Below are 17600 nucleotides of genomic sequence, written 5' to 3' on the forward strand. Positions count from 1 at the left end.
GATCAGAACGAGGTTCAGCCTACTAGCTAGTAGTTCAGCTCGATTTCATGATGGAGAAGCCACCGTCCCCGAGAGCGGCCGGCTCGGGCGCGGGTCTGGCGGTGGCGCCGACGTTGGGGCCAGGCCGGCGCGTACGTGAGCGGCCGGGTGGCCGTGGCGGTGCCAAGGTGTGGGTGACTTCGGCGACCCCTATGCACAGGCCACGGAGCTGGATCGATGTTCCAGCAACCCTCCATCACCTCGTCCGGTAGTGCTTCGCGCAGGAACATGAAGTCGGGGCCGTCAGCGGCGCGATTGCACCAAGATCTACCCACCTGTGGGTGTTCTCCTTGTCGAGGTCCAGCAGGTTCACCGCCCGATGCCGCCGCGCCGCCCGGGGCGGACACGCACCCGGGCGCGGGCATGACAAGACCGGCCAGTGAACGACGGTCCCTGAAACACCAACCCCCCTCATCACGGCGAGCGGGTGCCCAGGGCAGGCCCGCCGAGTCCAGGTGCGCGATCACTCGCGATCAGTGGCCGAGGTCCGGAATCCATCCAGTCCGAAGGTCAGGAGCCGCTCTCCCTGGGGTGGGGAGCTCTGCTCGCCTGCCCATGCCGCCGCGTTGATCAGCGCGTACAGGTCCGGGGCGGTGACATCCGGCCGTACTTCACCGGCCGTTCGCGCCCGGGCCAGCAACTCCTCTCCGGCAGTGAGCACCGCCTTGCACGCCGCGTGCAGTTCGGAGGTTTCATCCTCGACGGCCTGCATAAGCGTGACGCCGAGCCCTCGGTAGATCGTCGTGTGCACCATGGCCGCCCGCGCCCAGGTGGCCAGGCCATCGAAGGGTGAGCGCGCGGTGAGCAGTTCAGCGCCGGTCGCAGCCAGGGCCTGCATCCGATCACCCATCAGCGCCTCCAGCAGGGCCCGGCGGGTGGGGAAGTGGCCGTAGAGCGTGCCGTTGGCCACCCCGGCCCGGCGCGCGATCGCCTCCAGGGAGAAGTCCGCGCCGTGCTCGGCGAACGCGGCCGCCGCCTCGGTCAGCAGCCGTTCGTAGTTGCGCTGTGCGTCGGCCCGCATGCGACGACGGGGTGGCGGTGTGCCGGCGTTCATGAGCAGAACCCTCGCTTGAAAACTTGAGACTATCTCGATATTTTCTCGGGACAGTCTCAACTTTACCGTTTCCGGAGGACCTCACATGACCACACCCGTGGAGCATTCGCTCTCCACCACCACCGCCGCGAGCAGGGCCGGCAAGCCTGTCCTGGTCACCGGCGCCACCGGCCGGCAGGGCGGAGCCACCGCCGCACGCCTGCTGGCCGACGGCTGGCCGGTGCGCGTTCTGGTCCGGGATCCCGTCGCCACGGCCGCCCGCGGACTGGCCGCAGCGGGCGCCGAGCTGCTGATGGGTGACCTGGACGATCCCAGCAGTCTCAAGTCGGCCATGGCCGACGCCTACGGCGTCTTCGCCGTCACCCCCGACGATGCGGACAGCGAACGGGAGATCCGGCGCGGCCGTCACCTGGCGGAGGCTGCGGCTGCGGCCGGCGTCGCCCACCTGGTCTTTGCCTCCGTCGGGGGTGCCGAGCGAGGCACCGGCATCTCCTACTGGGAGAGCAAGTGGGCCATCGAGCAGCACATCGCCGCCCTCGGACTGCCGGCCACCATCCTGCGACCGGTGCGCTTCATGGAGAACCACGCCATCCCCGGGCTTGAGCTGGGCGGCATCTCCACCGACGGAGTCCTGCGCCACCTGTTCGCCCCCGATGTGCCCGTGCAACTCGTCGCCGTGAGCGACATCGGCGCCTTTGCCGCCCTCGCCTTCGCCGACCCCACCGCCTATCTCGGCCAGGCCCTGGAGCTGGCAGGCGACGAACTGACCCCCGAGGCCACCGTGCGCCTGATCAGCCGGCAACTCGGGCGCCAGATCACCTACCAGCAGGTCGCTGGCGAGGAGCTGAACCTGAGCGAGGACGCCACTCGGGCCTTCACCGCCCAACGCGGACTATGGCGCGCCGACATCCCCGCCCTACGCCACCGCCACCCGGGCCTGCTGGACTTCCCAAGCTGGCTGAACCAAGGCGGCGCCGAAGCCATCGCCACACTCCTCAAAGGCTGACTCGTCCGACTCGCCAGGAACCGGTGCGGCCGCTGCGATTGCTCCTCGAACCCTGGGCCACAGGATCGGAGGGGACGGCCGGGGCGGCTCTCGCGTGCATTAGCCGGCAACATCGTCGACTCTGCGTGACCACGATCAAGAGACCTCGCCGTACGAGTGGTCGGAGCGGAGGGCCAGCACGCCGGCGATTCCGTCGCGGGACAGCTCGGGGACATCCCCGCGGGCGAGCCGTCCGATCCTGGTCCCGCGGCGGAGGGCGAGGACGGGGGAGTGGTGCCGGCGCCGCTGCCCGGCCGGGTGGAGGAAACGGTCGCTGCCGAGCGCGCCGGGCGCACCCGCGCGGCCGGCCGGCGGGCCGTTGGTCAGGCCGGCCGTGTTCTCGCCCGTGCTGCTCGGGTCACCGGCCAACGGCATGTCGACGATCGCCGGCCGAAGTGGACGCCAGGCGCACCGGCGCTGGTGTCTCAGCGCAGGTCGGAGAGAATGGCTGTCGTGCTTTCTCCCCGTGCGTCCGTGCTTCGCCGAATGAAGACTCTGGCAGTTCTGGAGTCCGTCAACATTCCGCTGATCGCCGGGGTGCTGATCGGCATACTGGGCATGCCCTTGACCGTAGCCAACTCGGCAGGGCTTGTGCTGGTCCTGCTCGTCTTGGCCGAGGGCGGCGTGTACTGGTGGTTGAAGAGCACCCAGCTCTCTTCGCGAGCTCCCGTTCCGGCAGGGATGGCGATGTATCGCATAATCTCTCGGATCAACGTCGGCCTGCTGGTGGCGGGCGCCGTCGTGGTGGTTGCCGGCCTGGTCATGGGCGCGTCCGGCACGCAGGTCTGGCCGGGGGCGGCGCTGTGGGTGTTCGCGCTGTTGGAGCACGTGAACTACTTCCATCTGCAGCTCATGCATGACACCCGCGCCGATCTGGGTCGCTTGATGAGAACTGGCCGCCTGCGCCGCTCACATTTGGCTCTCGATATGGCTCGCGTTTCCGGGGGCCACGGGTTGTAAGCCTTCGAGGGTGCAAGTCATCCCGGCCCCCGCTGCCAACAACCCTCGTGGTCAATACAGCTGGTCCGTCATCCCGCGCTTTGTCGCCACCGGCGCCGAGACCACCCGGATCGCTGCCGAAGTGTTCCTCGGCGCCGACAGCGTGGCTAGGCGTGATTCAGGCGGGGACCCAGGAGCGCGTCGGCACCGTCGCGGCCAGTTCGAACCACTCGCCGTCCCGGGACAGGTCCAGCCGCCCGTCCAGCTCGGCCAGGCGCGTGGTCAGGTTGCCCATCCCGGCCGAGCCGCGGCGGATCGGCTTGGCCTGCGCGCCGTCGTTCCGTACGGCCAGGCGTACTTCGCCGTCGCGTTCGTTCGTGCTGATCGCGCAGTGGCGGGCGGAGCTGTGCCGCAGCACGTTGGTGACCGCCTCGCGCAGCACGGCGCCGAGCGTGGTCTCCACCGCGGTGCCGAGCGTGCCGTGACCGAGTTCCAGCGTGACCTCGATGCCCGCGGCCGCCAGCACCGAACGGACTGAGTCGGCCTCGCCCGCCAGCGACAGGCTCCCCCGCTCGCCGGAGACGGTGCGCAGGTCGCTCACGGCCCGCTCGGTCATGGCCAGCACGTCGTCCAGCTCTGCGCGGGCGCGTTCGGGTTCCAGCCGCCTGGCCAGCTCGCTCTTGAGCAGGATCGCCGCCAGCGTGTGTCCGAGCAGGTCGTGCAGGTCACGCGCGGCCCGCAGCCGCTCCTCCACCACCACCGACCTGGCCAGCCCGTCTCTGGCCGCGCTCAGCTCCCGGTCGAGCCGTGCCAGCGTGAACAGGCCGTAGATGACCAGTCCCGTCACGAGGGTGCTGACCGTGTAGTTCACCACCAGCGGGTACGGCAGGCCGATCGCCAGCCCGGCGACGCCCACCACCGCCATGACGGCGGCCACCAGCGGCACCGCCGCCCTGAGCCGGAGGGCCAGCAGCAGCGGCCCGGTCAGGAACCCCGTCGTCACCAGCCAGGCCTGCTCGAACACCGGGATCGGGGCGAGCGTCAGCACGCCCATGACGATCAGTGCGATCGGATGCCTGCCCTCGATCGAGCGCAGGTGGATGACAATGATGACGGCCAGCAGCGGAAGGGGCCACCACGAACCGGCCAGCAGCAACGCCTTGGCCGAGAACCCGACCAGCACCGCCGCGAGCACCGCCGTCGACAGCTTGCTGGACAGGGCGGGCGGGTCAGGCAGCGTGGTGCCGGGCAGCGCCACCTCCACCAGGACCTGAGCGTTGTCGTCGACGCCGGTGGTGAGCGTGCCACCGGCCGCCGCGACCTGGGCGGGGAGATCGGCCAGGAAGTCGTCCGTGGCGCTGGGGGCGCCGTCGTGGGCGATGCTCAGCCGTACGGTGTTGTCTTCTGTGGCTGACTCGATCACGCAGCGGGAGGCGGCGCGGCGCCGGACGATCTCGGTCACGGCCTCGCGCAGGACAGTGGCCAGCAGTGCGCCGGCCGGGCCGAGCGGTTCCGCGTGCCGTATCCGCACCTCGGTGGCGATTCCCGCGGCGATCAGCATGCCCTTGGCGGTGGTGAGTTCGGGGGCCAGCGACATCGCGCGGTAGCCGACGGCGGCGGCTCTGGCCTCGCTCAGCGAGTGCCGGGCCGATTCCACGTCAGGCGTGCCCTTCCGGGCGCTGGCCGCGATCGTGTCGAGCGCGGCGCCCAGGCTCTGGTTGAGTTCCGCCGCGATGCGGAGCTGTTCCTCGGCCGCCGCGGTCATCGCCAGCGACAGGCGAGCGGCGGTCACTTCCTGGATCCGGTCCAGCATCGTGGCCAGGCCGTACACGATCAGGGCGATCAGCACCATGCTGATCACCGGGTCTGCCGGTCCCAGCAGCAGCGCGCTGCCCGTCACCACGAGGGCGAGCGGCCAGGACGTGGTCAGCAGCAGTGAACCGGCGACGAAGCCGAGGATGCCGACCGAGGTGTCGAAGGCGAACACGGAACCGTAGGCGGCGGCGGCCTGCAGCGCGATCAACCACCAGGACCGGCGCCGGGTGAAGAGCACCTGTAAGCCGAGGACTGCCAGGGCCAGGGGTGAGCCGGCTATCGCGTAGACGCCTGCTAACCCGGCCAGCACCAGAAGGACAGTCCATTTTGCCCATGTTTGCACCCGCGTAGCCTACGAGTGCCGCAGGACCGCCACTATGGCAAGGGGCCCACTGAGGGCGGGCAGGGGCGTCCCATCTGGGGTGTCGGCGCCTGTTCGCGCACCGCTCCTGCCAGATCAGCAGCGCGATTCCGACATCGTCGACGTCAGCCCTCACAGAGTCATGGCCTGGGCCGATGCGCATGCCGGCAGGCGCACAACTGACACCACCCCCGAATGGGCAGATCCTATTTTCGAGCCTCGCAGGCTGAAGGCCGCCCCGGCCAGAGCGAAACGAGGGTACGGCCGGCGTCAGCGCGAGCCGTACCCTCTTCGTGCGTCAGGAGGTTGCCGACGCGTAGGCCTTCGCCAGGTCGGTCCAGATCGTCCTGGCAGCTCCCTTGCCTTCCTGGTTGGTCACGACCATGAGGGTGACCCCTCTCGTCATGTCGGTGCCGCCCAGGGAGGTGAAACCGCCGTACAGCCCTGAGTGCCCCTGCCAGCTACGTCCGGAGACGCTCGTCGCCAAGGTGCCCATCCCGTAGGGCTCGCCGGCCTGGACCGACTGGGGTGTCACCTTGATCATCTGCGTGACTGTGGCAGGCAGCAGGAGCTGTTTCCTGGCATACAGCGCGTCGAGGAGCTTGGCGGCGCCGAGCGCGGTCCCGGCGAACATCCCGTCGCCGAACGGCATACCGTACACATCGGTGGGGATGCCGGTGGCCCCGTAGCGGGTGAAGTAGTCGATGGTCTTGCCGTTGTAGACCGTGTACCCGTGGGCGAAGCGCAGGAACGCGCTGTCGGATCGCTCAGCGGTCAACTCCGTGCTGGTCGCCCCCGTCTGCTGGACGAACGCGCGGATGCCGCTTGCCAGTGCGGCGTCTCCGCCGGAGACCCTGCTGAGCAGGTGGGCGATGATGATGAATCCGGTGTTGGAGTACTCCCACTTCGTGCCCGGCGCCACTGGCGCGTGGATTCCCGGTGCCAGCATGGACCACGTGTAGGGCCGGTTCGGGTCGTACTGGTCGCCGGGCAGGAACAGGTCGGCGGTCTCGGGGGCGCCGTAGATGTCCGGGTAGCCCGCGGTGTGCTGGAGCAGCATTCGCAGGGTGACCGTGTTGGAGCCGGGGACGTCGTTGCCGAGGTAGGTCGAGATCGGGCTGTCCAGGGACAGCGTGCCGGTTTCGACCTGGTGCAGAGCGTAGGTGGCCAGCACCAGCTTGCTGAAGCTGGCGTACGCGAACATCGTCGAGCTGGTGACGGGCGTTGTCGGGCTGTTGATCGCCTTGCCGGAGACGGTCGACCAGACAGGGGTGCCGTTGCGCAGCAGGACTGCTTGGACGCCGGGGTTGCCGACCTTCGAGGAGGCCCTGGCGAACGCGGTGTCCAGTGCGGCCGATACCGGGTCGGCGATCTTGGCCTTCGCCCCGGCGGCCGGGGCGAAGGCGACCAAGAGGCTGAAGGCCAGGACGAGTGCTCGTATCATTGCACGCCCTTCTCTGGGGGATACGCGTCATTGTGGAGGCGGGTTTCCCGGCTGCTGTTGGCCGGAGCGCCAAGGTTTCTTCCATGCGGATGACGTGAGAGACAACGGTGGCGCAGTGCAGTGGGCCTGGCCCGCGTCCCTCTGCCCCGTTGCCTGTAATGCCGGGAGAGGGAGTGTTCAGCCGGCGTGCGGTGAGCCGCGTGCGTGGTGCGCCTGAGCAAAGCGAGTACGCGGCAACGGGCGCACCGAGGTACTGCTACTACTCAGGCGCTCGCGTTCGTAGGACGGCGAGTCGGCTTCCAGCCCGGCGTGGGGACGCTGGTGCGCAGGGCTTGCGTGTACGGATGTTGGGGTTCGTCCAGCACGTCAGCTGTGAGCCCGCTTTCGACGATGCGGCCCTGGCGCATGACGACGCAGGTCTCGGTGAGCTGCCGGACGACAGCCAGGTCATGGCTGATGAGGATGTAGCTGACCCCGGTAGCGTGCCGGATGTCGTCGAGCAGGTTGAGGATCTGCGCCTGGATCGACACGTCCAACGCCGAGACGGATTCGTCGAGTATCAGCACCTTGGGTTCCACCGCCAGCGCTCGGGCGATGGAGATCCGCTGTCGCTGTCCCCCGGACAGCCGGCGGGGGAAGGCCTGCTGTTGCCGCTCGTCGATCCCCACCATGTCGGCGAGTTCACGGATCCTTGCCGCACGTGCGCGCCGATCCAGTTCGGGCCGGTGGAGGCGCAGCACCTCGTCGAGGCACGCTTGCGCGGATTGGCGCGGGTCGAGCGTGGAGTAGGGGTCCTGGAACACGATTTGCAGTTCCCGAGCGCGATCCCGGCGTTCGCGGAGCCGTGCAGCCGGTGAGGAGCGGTCGCGGCCGCAGACCGCGATCGTTCCGGCGGTGGGCGTGGTCAGCCCGACCAGCATCCGGGCCACCGTCGTCTTCCCTGATCCGGATTCGCCGACGATCCCGAGCGAACCGCCGGAGGTGAGTGAGAAGGAGACGTCGTCGACGGCTCGGTGGCCGTGGAAGTCCTTCGACAGTCCGGTGACTCGGAGCACGGTTTCGCCGGAGGCGGCCGGTCGTTCCCGGGCACCGGCGCTCAGTGTGGGCGTGAGCGTGATCTCGCCGCTTCTCAGGCATCGTGCGGGTGTTCCGGAAGTCACGTCAAGCGTCGGATGCTCGTGGGTGCACCGGTCGATCGCGAAGTCACACCGGTCGGAGAAGGCACAACCTGGCGGAGCCTCGAAAGCCGCCAGCGGTCGTCCCGGTACGGCGCGCAAGCGGGGAAGCACGCGCTCGAGGTCGGGGCGAGCGCCCAGCAGACCGGCAGAGTAGGGGTGCTTCGGCGCGTTCAGCAGCCGATCGCTGGCGCCGACCTCGACGATCTCGCCGGCGTACATCACCGCGACGCGATCGCTGATGGCGGCTGCGAGTTCGAGGTCGTGGGTGATGAACAACATCGCCATGCCGCGATCCCGGCGCAGATCGTCCAGGAGCGCCGTCACCTCGGACTGGGTCGACACGTCCAGCGCCGTGGTCGGCTCGTCGGCGAGCACGAGGTGTGGATCTCCGGCGAGCGCCACGGCGATCATGATGCGTTGCAGCAGTCCGCCCGAAAGCTCGTGAGGATACTGGCGCAGTCGTCTGCGGCCGTCGGAAATGCCGACCTCGTCGAGGAGCTTGACCATCTTGGACTCGGCGGCGGCACGGCGAAACCCTCCGGTGGTGGTCAGGCCCTCCACCAGGAAGTCCCCGACGGTCCGCACGGGGTTCATGTGGACGCGCGGGTCCTGGTGGATCATCGCGATCTTCGTGGCGCGGTAGCGGCGCAGGGCCGCCTCGTCCAGGCGCAGCACGTCCTGGCCGTCGACCGTGATCGTGCCCGACACCGTTGCCTGGCGAGGGAGCAGCCGGGCGATCGACCGGGCGGTCATCGACTTGCCGGAGCCGGACTCCCCGACGAGGGCCACCGTCTCGCCCGCGGCCACCTCGATGCTGAGGTCGCGCAGGACGGGGCGCCGCCGTCCACCGACGGTGAGACTGACGTTCAGGTCGTGGATCGTCAACAGGGTCATGCGGCCAACTCCTCGGCTCGGCGCAGCAGACGATTTCCCACCAGGGAGAAGGAACAGATCGCGGCGATCAGGCAGACCCCGGACGCGATCGACTCGCCGGGATATCCGGCCAGGACGCCGGCCTGCCCCGTCGACACCATGACCCCCCAGTCGGCCGAGGGCGGCTGCACGCCGAGCCCGAGGTAGGACACCCCGGCCAGGTCGACGGTCGCCCAGGCCAGGGTGAGCGCGGCCTGGCCCATGACCATCGGCAGGACGTTGGGGACGACATGACCCGCGCAGATCGCCATCCCGGAGAATCCCTGCGTGGTGAGCGCGTCGACGTAGTCCTTGCCGATCTCGGTCAGTGCGGCCGATCGCACGACGCGGGCGACGTAGGGCACATAAGCCAGCGCCAGGGCGATCACCAGGGCGAGCGGGCCGGTTCCGAGCACGGCGGCGGCGAGGACGGCGAGCAGCAGCCCGGGGAAGGACATGGTGGCGTCCAGGACGCCGGCCAGCACAGTGTCGACCCATCCGCCCCGCCAGGCCGCGACCACCGCTACGGCCATTCCCAGGGTGGTGGCGAGGGCGACGATGGACAGCGGGCCGAGGAAGCTGGATCGAGCGCCGACGAGGAGCCGGGAGACGATGTCGCGGCCCTGTCCGTCGTACCCGAGCCAGTGACTCGCGTCCGGACCCCAGTACGCCTGCGACAGTTCGACCGCGTTGGGGTCGTGCGGGGCGAGCAGTGGCCCGAAGAGCGCCAGGACGGCGAACAGGACGACGCCCGCGAGGGCGATGTGGCCAGGCAGGTCCAGTCCGGCGATGCGCGGAACACGCCGCCGCGTGCCCGACATGTCCGGGTGCGTGAGCTGATTGAGCAAGGTCATGACGGACTCCACTTGGAGCGGACGCGCGGGTCGAGGAAGGCCGCGAGCAGATCGACGAGCAGGTTGGTGAGCGCGAACATCACCAGCAGGACCATCGCGATGGCCTGCGCGACGGGGAAGTCCTTCTGCGTCACCGAACTGATCAGCAGCCCGCCGAGGCCGTTGAGCTGGAACGCCGTCTCGACGATGGCGGTGCCGACGACCATGCCGGCCAGGGACAGCCCTGCCGCGGTCACGATCGGAACCAGGGAGTTGCGAAGGACGTGCCTGCGGAACACGTGCCGGCGTGGAAGGCCGCGGCCGAACGCCGTTTCGACGTGCTCCCGTCCCATCTCCTCGCGGATCGACGTCTGGACGACCGAGCCGACCACGGGCCACCAACTGACCGACAGCGCGATGGCCGGCAGCGCGAGATGATGGAGGCGATCACCCCATCCCGTGCCCTGGCCGAAGACGGGGAACCAGCCGAACCCCACGGCGAACACCGAGGTCAGAACGGTGGCGGCGACGAACGCCGGGGTGGCGATGCTGACGCTCATCAGGGCCGAGACGCCGTCGTCGACCAGCCGGGAGCGGCGCTTGGCCAGTCCGCCGAGCAGCAACCCCACCGCCACCACGATGAGGAAGGTCATCAGCGCCAGCAGCGCCGTCGTCGGAGCTGCGGCGCGCAGCAGTTCCGAGACCGGTGCGTGCTGCTGAATGGACTCGCCGAGGTCGCCGCTGAGCAGTCCGCGAAGCCAGGAGACGTAGCGCTCGGCGAAGGGCTGGGCGAGGTGGTACTGCTCAGCCAGGGCGGCGCGCTGCGGCGGTGTGGACGGTCGGTTGCCCAGGAGGAAGTCGACGGGGTCGCCGGGCGCCAGCAGGATGCTGGCGAACACGGCCAGGCTCGCCGCGAAGAGCGTGGCCACGAAGATGCCGATGCGCGACAGGACGAATCTGGTCATGAGCCGGCCTGTCGCCGATCGGATTCCCGCACCCTGAGTCCGTCGAACAGGCGGGTCAGGCCCGCCCGCGTCGCGCTCTCCAGGTAGTGAGCGTTCGGCGATATGACGGCGGACAGAAACAGGCCGTCGAGGATGGACGACAGGAACAGGGCCAGGTCGAGATCCGGCTCGCCGCCCAGCGCCCGGACCGTGGCGTCGCACAGCGCGAACCCGCTCGCCTCCCATGCTTCGAAGGCACTTCGGTCGAAGTGTTGTCCGGCCAGTTCGAGGGTCAGCGCGAGGGTGGCGGTCGCGGCCACCTTCCGTTCGCCCGCGCGGCTCATGACCTCGGCGACGAACAGTTCCACCAGTGCGGCCGGGTCGTCGCCCGTCTCCTCCACCTGGGCGCGCAGCCGTGCGAACGCCGCGGCCTCCTGAGTGGCGACATCGGCCAAGGCGCCCGCGATCAGCGCGTCGGTGCTGGAGAAGTAGTAGGTGATCAGCCCAGGTGCCGCTGCTGCCTGCCTGGCCACGCTGCGATGGGTGACGGCACGGACGCCCGCGTCCGCGATCACCTGCAAAGTCGCGTCGAGGATGCGGCGACGGGTCTGCTCCCCCTTGGGGTGCGAGTGGGTCGGCATGGCGGACATTCAACCCAAAGTTGTACTTGTGTTCAAGACTTTCTTGTGCAAATGTTCAACACCTTCGTCGGTCCTTCCCCTGCTTCGTCCTCAGGAGGCACACGATGTCCCATCCGCTTCGTCGACGCCGACCGGCCGGACCGGTCGCAGCCGTCGTCGGCGCCGTCCTGGTTCTCGCCAGTTGCGGGCGCGCACACGACGACAGGCCGACAACCGCGCCACAAGACCATCCGGCCGCCGCGCCCGCGGCCACCGAACGAGTCGAGTCGGTCACGTGGAACCTCCCCGGCGAGCCCGCCAGCCTCGACCCCACGAAGGTCTTCAGCGGAGCCGACCTGTGGGTGAGCTCCAACGTGTGCGAATCGCTGCTGGCCTTCACACCCGATGGCTCCGTGGAGCCGGGACTGGCGACGTCGATCAGCACACCGGACCCCACCACTTACGTCGTGCACCTGCGGCCGGGGGTCTCCTTCAGCGACGGACATCCCCTGACCGCCGAGGACGTCGCCTTCAGCCTCAAGCGGGTGACGGACCCCGCCTCCGGGGCCTACTGGAGCCAGTTCGCCGCCCGCCTTGAGAAGGTCACCGTCACCGACGCCCGCACGGTCACGATCACCCTGAAGCAGCCGGACACCATCTTCACCGGGATGCTCGCCACTCCGATGGGGCAGATCGTCAGGAAGGCGGCCGTCGAGAAGGCCGGAACAGCGTTCGGCAGCGCCCGGGGCGGCATCGTGTGCACCGGTCCGTACACGGTGGAGTCATGGAAGAAGGGCGACAGCATCACGCTGGCCGCCAACGACCGCTGGTGGGGCGCGGGCCGGCGACCGCTCCTGGCCCGGCAGGTGAAGTTCACCTTCATCGCCGACGACAGCACCGTCGCCTCCGCTCTCGCCAACGGCGACGTGGACGGGACCTTCTCCGTCCCGGGCGGCGCCGCCCTGTTCAAGCTGATGAACACGGCCGGCGGGAAGATGTACCTCGGGCCTTCGACCGCTCAGACCGCTGTGGTGCCCACCCGGCTCACCGGCACCGGTCCGTTGGCGAACCCCCTGGTGCGCGAGGCGTTGTCGTACTCCATCGACTACCCCGGCATCATCTCCACGATCTTCGGCCCCACCGCGAAGCCCCTGCGCGCCATCGTGCCCCCCGGCGCGTTCGGCTACGCCAGCGCCACCTTCCAGCAGGCATACGACGCGCTCCCCGAACCCCGGCGGGACATCGCCACCGCCCAACGACTCCTCGCCCAGGCGGGGACTCCCCACCCGGCCATCACGATCGCCGTCCCGTCCGGATCGGCCGACCTCGTGCGCGTCGGCGAAGCCATCCAGAGCAACTCCAAGCAGGCGGGCTTCGACATCACGATCAAGTCGATGCCCGACGCGGACTTCTACCCGCTCTTCTCCAGCGCCGACGCCCGCGCCAAGGTCGACGCGTTCATCACCGACTGGTTCGCCGACATCCCGGACCCCCTTGAGCTCTACCAGCAGATCGGAACGCCGGGATCGGCCGCCGACTTCGGCCGGTACGACAACCCGAAGGTCGCCGCGCTTCTCGACCAAGCCAGGTCGACCCCCGACGCCGAGCAGCGCGCTCAGCTCGTCGTCCAGGCTCAGCAGGCCATCACGCGCGACAAGGTGTGGATTCCCATCGCCTACGGCCTCGGCACCATGTTCCTCAACAACCGCCTCGGCGGCGTGACTTCCGCCAGCCCCTACAGCCTCTACTCGCCCTGGCTCACGACGCTCGGAGGACGCTGACCATGGAACGACTCAAGCGATACCTCGAACGGGTTCCGGACGCCTCCCACTTCCCGACCCTGCCCGAGATCGAAGATCGGCTGCGGCGGATCCACGCGCGACACCCGAAGACGACGGCACTCGAGGTCATCGGCACCTCTCGCGCCGGGCTGCCGCTCACCATGCTGTCCGTGGGAGCAGAGGCCGCGGGCGGTGACCGGCACGCCGTGGTCACCGGCATGCCCCACCCCAACGAGCCCACCGGCACGCTGGGAGCCCTGGCCCTCGGCGAGCTTCTTGCCGAGGATCCGTCGCTGGCAAGGGAACTGGGCCTGGTCTGGCATCTCGTGCCGTGTGTGGACCCCGACGGCGCCGCTCTCAACTACGGCTGGTACGCCGGCCCCTACACCCGCCGCCACTACGCCGAGCACATCTACCGCCCCCCGTTCCCCGAGCAGTACGAGTGGACGTTCTCCCGGCCCGACCTCGACCCGCCCGGCCTGGACCCGATCCCCGAGTCGGCGGCGGTCGCCGCCGTCATCGACGACTTGCGGCCGACGTTGCTGATCACCATGCACAACGGCGAGGCCGGCGGTCTCTTCGCGTATGTCACCCAGGATCTGCCCGGCCTGGTCGAAGGGCTTGGGGAGACCGGTGAGGCGACGGGGTTGCCCATTCACGGGGGCCGTCCCGAACTCGACGTCCACGTCCTTGGCCGAGGGCTCTTCCAGATCTCGGATCCAGCGGGCGGCATGCTGTCGAGCACCGAGTACGCCCTGGCATACGGCACCGTGGGCGTCGTCCAGGAGCCACCGATGTGGGTCCATGCCGCCATGGCCGACGACGCTCTCAGCGATCAAACCCTCCGCCAGGTCCACGACGCCGCCCAGGCAGCCAGAGCCGGCCTGGCCGTGCGCATGGCCGGCTGGGTCGCCGCCGTTCGGGCCCGCCACGACCTCGACACCCCTCGCGGCCGGGGGGTGCTGGAGCAACTGCGTGCCCTGAACGCCGGTCCCGAGCCCTGCCTGGAGGCGGCCGACCAGCCGTGCACCCTGGCCTACGCACGATCAGTGGCCGAGGACGTGCTGCTCGACACCCTGCGCTGCACGGGACATCTGACGGCGTTTCTCCGAGACGAGTCGAAGAGGTCGCCGTTGACTCCCGGGGTCGCCGGCGTCCTGGCCGAAGTGTCGAACACCCTGGCCGCATCGGCTGAGCAGGAGAGCGAACTCACCTTCGTCGGACTCGGACCCGCCGTCCGGGCGCACGTCGGCATGGCGCTGACCACTGCGAGCCTGTTGTGAGCGATCGTCCGCATCGCTCCAGGTGAACCGCCGGACGAGCGCCCTTCGATGGTGTTCGTCGCACAGCCGCCCCCGTGGGCCGCCATGTGGCCCGCACCATCGTCGTGATGCACCGCATCCGATCGTGGAGACTGGACCGACTGCGGAACTGATCCGTGCGCCTCGTCATCGCTCAGGGCGCACCCTGCTTGAGGCGGTGCCCCGACCGTATGATCGACCTGCGTCAGCTCCAGGTGCTGCGCGCCATCGCGGTGAACGGCTCCCTGGCGGGGGCGGCCCGGCAGCTCCGGTTCGGCCAGCCCACGATCAGCTACCACCTGGAGGCCCTGGAATCCCACCTCGGTGCGCGGCTGGTCGAACGGAGCCCTGCCGGTGCCGTCCTGACCGACATCGGCGCGATGGTGCTGGAGCACGCGGCCGGGGTGCTCGACCGGATCGCTGTGGTGGAGTCGGATGTGCAGGCCCGTCTGGCCCACGGCCTGGCCACTCTGCGTGTCGGCGCCTTCACCACGGCCGCCACGAAACTCCTCCCACGCCCGCTGCGGCGAGCGACCGAGGGCAGCGGGGTTCGGGTCGAACTGACCGAGGCCGAGCCCCTTGAGCTGCTCACGCGGGTCAGGTCCAGGTCGCTGCACTGCGCGCTGATCTACGACGTCGCGGGTGTCACACCGCGCTACGGATCGGATCTGCACGTGGAGAAGCTGTTCGACGATCCCTTCCGCCTGCTGCTGCCCGTAGGGTACGCCCCCGCCGGGCCTGTCGATCTCGGGCAGTTCGCCGAGGAGGGCTGGATCATCTCCGCCGGCGGCTACGACCCGAGCGACCAAACACTCTTCGCCACCTGCCAACTGCTCGGCTTCCGCCCCCGCATCGTGCTTCGTACGGACAACTACAGCGTGATCCACGGATTCGTGGCCGCCGGTGGCACGGTCGCGTTGGTGCCCGAGCTCGCGCTGGAGCAGGGACACGACGTCGTCGCCCGGGAGACGGCGCAGGACATCGGCGCGCGCAGCGTTCTGTTCGTCACCCCTGCCGGCCCGCAGCCGCCCCTCGTCGAACGGCTTCGTACGCAGCTCCATAGCCACTATGGAGCCGCTGCCGAGAACCGGGGCATTCCGACCGTGTCGCCTGACTGCCACGATGGGCGACATGACCCGTTACGGCGCCATGTACGGCCCTGACCTCACGTTCCTCGGCGTGCCTGCCTGTGATCTCGACGAGCCAGAAACCTGGAGCGATGCCCAGGTCGTCATCCTGGGCGCCCCATACGACGGCGGCACCTCCTACCGGGCAGGCGCCCGATTCGGTCCCGGCGCCATCCGCCAGGCCTGCTACCTCGGGCACGACGGCACCCGACCCTCTCTGGCCCTGGGCGTGGACGGCCTGCTCGACCTCAAGGTCAAGGACGCCGGAGACGTGGAGATGTTCAGCGGTGACGCGCACGGTGCCCACGCGGCCTTGGAGCGGGCCGTGAACATCGTCTCGGCGGCCGGGAAGATTCCACTCGTCCTGGGCGGTGATCACTCCATCGCCCTGCCGAACGTCACGGGCGTCGCCCGCGCAGTCGGCTGGGGCCGGGTCTCGATCATGCATTTCGACGCCCATGCCGACACCGGAGACAGTTCCTTCGGCTCGCTCATCGGCCACGGGCAGCCGATGCGCCGCCTCATCGAGTCCGGTGCCGCCAGGGGTGACAGATTTCTGCAGATCGGGCTGCGCGGCTACTGGCCCGGGCCCGAGACGCTCACCTGGATGGCCGAACAGCGGATGCGCTCCTACGAGATGACCGAGGTCGTCGAGCGTGGCCTGAACACCTGCCTCGACGAGGCCTCGCAGATTGCCGTCGACGGTTGTGAGGGCGTGTATCTGTCGATCGACGTCGACGTGGTCGATCCTGGAATGGCCCCGGGCACCGGAACCCCCGAGCCCGGCGGACTGACCTCACGCGAACTGCTGGACGCCGTACGACGGCTTGCCTACGAGTTGCCCATCGTCGGTGTCGAGGTGGTCGAGGTCGCTCCTGGCCACGATCAATCCGACATCACCGCCATGCTCGGCAGCCGGATCGTGCTGGAAGCGCTGTCCGGTCTCGCCCGCCAGCAGGCAGAGAAGAACGGCGGGCTCGAGCCATGGGATCGCAGCCAGCCGTTGCTCGACAGCTACTGAAGCACGAAGGCGCCCGGCAGGCCGAGCGCTCCGACAGCAGAGCGCGATCAAATGCCTGGCCGTCATAACCGCCGCCAGGATGTCCGGCACTGGATCCACGCCGGTGCCCCGACTGGCCGGCACGGTGAAGCGGGGCCGCGCAACGTCGGCCACAGGGTCGATTCCGGCCTTGCCATGCCAGGGCCCACATGGTCCTGCTGTCCCGGCACCCCACCCCTGGCGCCCGGCCAGCACGCACAACAACATCGCGAGACCCGGACAAAAGGCAAGCTGAGCACCGTCTACGACGACGTCGGCCGGTGCTGTCGACCACTGACGGCCGCGGCCGCACCTACGCCTACGACGCTCTCGATCGCAAGACATCTGCCAGCGAAGGCGACGTCAAGCTGGCCGAATGGACCTACGACACCCTGGCCAAAGGCCAGCTCACCTCCTCCCCCGGTGGGCCGGCGGCAGCGCCTACACCACCACCGTCACCGGCTACGACGCCACCTACCGCTCACTCGGCACCAAATCACCATCCCAGCGACCGAGGGCGCGCTCGCAGGCACCTACCAGTTCGCCACCGGCTACAAGACCGACGGCAGCGTCGCCACCACCACCATGCCCGCCGCAGGAGGTCTGCCCTCCGAAATGCTGCTCGACGCCCTCGTCGAAGGCGGCATCGGCGCCCTGACCGGCGGCCTCATGTCTGTTGGCGGAGCAGCCCTCAAGGCCGGCGCCGCGGCGCTGAAGGAAGGAGTCAAAGAAGCCGGCCAGGCCGCGATGAAGGCAGCCACCCAGGAAATAGCGGACATCTTCACCGGAAAGATCACTTCCGGACTCATGAGCAACGCCAGTAAGAGCGCCGCCGCCTGCCTGGCCAATAGCTTCACACCCGGCAAAGCGGTACTCATGGCTAACGGCTCCACCAAAGCTATCGCTGGGATCAAGCCCGGTGACAAGGTCAAGGCCACCGACCCGGAGACCGGCAAGACAGGCCCGCGCCGCGTGATCGCCACGATCAGCGGGCAAGGTGAGAAGAACCTCCTCGAGATCACGGTCGCCGTCGGCGGGCACACAGGTAACAAAGCCAGTCACGTGGTTGCGACGGGACTGTAAGAACAACGGTGTAACTCCTGATCATGGAGGACACCCCTGATGAGTACTGTGATCCAGGCATCGACGGAGATCGACCTGGAGGACG

Annotated in this window: 15 protein-coding genes; 7 read left to right on the forward strand and 8 right to left on the reverse strand. The window is 69.1% G+C overall.

Features of this window, described 5'->3' with window-relative positions:
• Window positions 1-502: 502 nt before the first annotated feature.
• The gene (locus ABT158_RS46910) at window positions 503-1093 is read right to left on the reverse strand and encodes a TetR/AcrR family transcriptional regulator (protein WP_352365239.1); all 591 of its coding nucleotides are present in this window, start codon (window positions 1091-1093) and stop codon (window positions 503-505) included.
• Window positions 1094-1178: 85 nt separating this feature from the next.
• Here ABT158_RS46910 and ABT158_RS46915 point away from each other — a divergent pair, with 85 nt between their 5' ends.
• Window positions 1179-2099, forward strand: a complete 921-nt coding sequence (locus ABT158_RS46915; RefSeq protein ID WP_352365241.1) for an NmrA/HSCARG family protein — start codon at window positions 1179-1181, stop codon at window positions 2097-2099.
• Window positions 2100-2234: 135 nt separating this feature from the next.
• On the opposite strand, the gene ABT158_RS46920 is transcribed toward ABT158_RS46915, so the two are convergent.
• Window positions 2235-2513, reverse strand: coding sequence for a hypothetical protein (locus ABT158_RS46920; RefSeq protein WP_352365243.1), 279 nt, complete (start codon window positions 2511-2513; stop codon window positions 2235-2237).
• 111 nt (window positions 2514-2624) lie between these two features.
• Here ABT158_RS46920 and ABT158_RS46925 point away from each other — a divergent pair, with 111 nt between their 5' ends.
• Complete coding sequence (locus ABT158_RS46925) at window positions 2625-3098, forward strand: hypothetical protein (protein ID WP_352365245.1); 474 nt, start codon at window positions 2625-2627, stop codon at window positions 3096-3098.
• Window positions 3099-3255: 157 nt separating this feature from the next.
• Here ABT158_RS46925 and ABT158_RS46930 read toward each other — a convergent pair whose 3' ends face one another.
• The 6 genes from ABT158_RS46930 to ABT158_RS46955 all read right to left on the reverse strand — a co-directional run bounded on the left by ABT158_RS46930 (window position 3256) and on the right by ABT158_RS46955 (window position 11205).
• A complete protein-coding gene (locus ABT158_RS46930) occupies window positions 3256-5202 on the reverse strand; it encodes a sensor histidine kinase (protein ID WP_352365247.1) in 1947 nt (648 codons plus the stop codon).
• 349 nt (window positions 5203-5551) lie between these two features.
• Entirely contained in the window at window positions 5552-6697 is a 1146-nt protein-coding gene (locus tag ABT158_RS46935; protein ID WP_352365249.1) for a serine hydrolase domain-containing protein, read from the reverse strand.
• Between the two features lie 263 nt (window positions 6698-6960).
• The gene (locus tag ABT158_RS46940; RefSeq protein ID WP_352365251.1) at window positions 6961-8769 is read right to left on the reverse strand and encodes a dipeptide ABC transporter ATP-binding protein; all 1809 of its coding nucleotides are present in this window, start codon (window positions 8767-8769) and stop codon (window positions 6961-6963) included.
• Entirely contained in the window at window positions 8766-9641 is an 876-nt protein-coding gene (locus ABT158_RS46945; RefSeq protein ID WP_352365253.1) for an ABC transporter permease, read from the reverse strand. The genes ABT158_RS46940 and ABT158_RS46945 overlap by 4 nt, the downstream gene beginning before the upstream one ends.
• Window positions 9638-10585 carry an ABC transporter permease gene (locus ABT158_RS46950; protein WP_352365255.1) on the reverse strand — a complete coding sequence of 316 codons (948 nt, stop codon included), beginning with the start codon at window positions 10583-10585 and terminating at the stop codon, window positions 9638-9640. The genes ABT158_RS46945 and ABT158_RS46950 overlap by 4 nt, the downstream gene beginning before the upstream one ends.
• A complete protein-coding gene (locus ABT158_RS46955; protein ID WP_352365257.1) occupies window positions 10582-11205 on the reverse strand; it encodes a TetR/AcrR family transcriptional regulator in 624 nt (207 codons plus the stop codon). Before ABT158_RS46955 ends, ABT158_RS46950 begins: the two co-directional genes overlap by 4 nt.
• A 104-nt stretch (window positions 11206-11309) precedes the next feature.
• Here ABT158_RS46955 and ABT158_RS46960 point away from each other — a divergent pair, with 104 nt between their 5' ends.
• From ABT158_RS46960 to ABT158_RS46980, 5 genes are all read left to right on the forward strand, one after another.
• Complete coding sequence (locus tag ABT158_RS46960) at window positions 11310-12965, forward strand: ABC transporter substrate-binding protein (protein ID WP_352365259.1); 1656 nt, start codon at window positions 11310-11312, stop codon at window positions 12963-12965.
• A 2-nt stretch (window positions 12966-12967) separates the two neighbouring features.
• Window positions 12968-14248 (forward strand): M14 family zinc carboxypeptidase, encoded by a 1281-nt coding sequence (locus tag ABT158_RS46965; RefSeq protein ID WP_352365261.1) that lies wholly within the window; start codon window positions 12968-12970, stop codon window positions 14246-14248.
• 209 nt (window positions 14249-14457) lie between these two features.
• Window positions 14458-15429: a LysR family transcriptional regulator gene (locus tag ABT158_RS46970; protein WP_352365263.1), complete on the forward strand. Its 972-nt coding sequence runs from the start codon at window positions 14458-14460 to the stop codon at window positions 15427-15429.
• Complete coding sequence (gene speB / locus ABT158_RS46975; RefSeq protein WP_352365265.1) at window positions 15398-16414, forward strand: agmatinase; 1017 nt, start codon at window positions 15398-15400, stop codon at window positions 16412-16414. Before ABT158_RS46970 ends, speB begins: the two co-directional genes overlap by 32 nt.
• Window positions 16415-16855: 441 nt before the next feature.
• Window positions 16856-17515, forward strand: coding sequence for a Hint domain-containing protein (locus ABT158_RS46980; RefSeq protein ID WP_352365267.1), 660 nt, complete (start codon window positions 16856-16858; stop codon window positions 17513-17515).
• Window positions 17516-17600: the final 85 nt, after the last annotated feature.

This window comes from Nonomuraea sp. NPDC001636 (genome assembly GCF_040298265.1).
Classification (GTDB): domain Bacteria; phylum Actinomycetota; class Actinomycetes; order Streptosporangiales; family Streptosporangiaceae; genus Nonomuraea.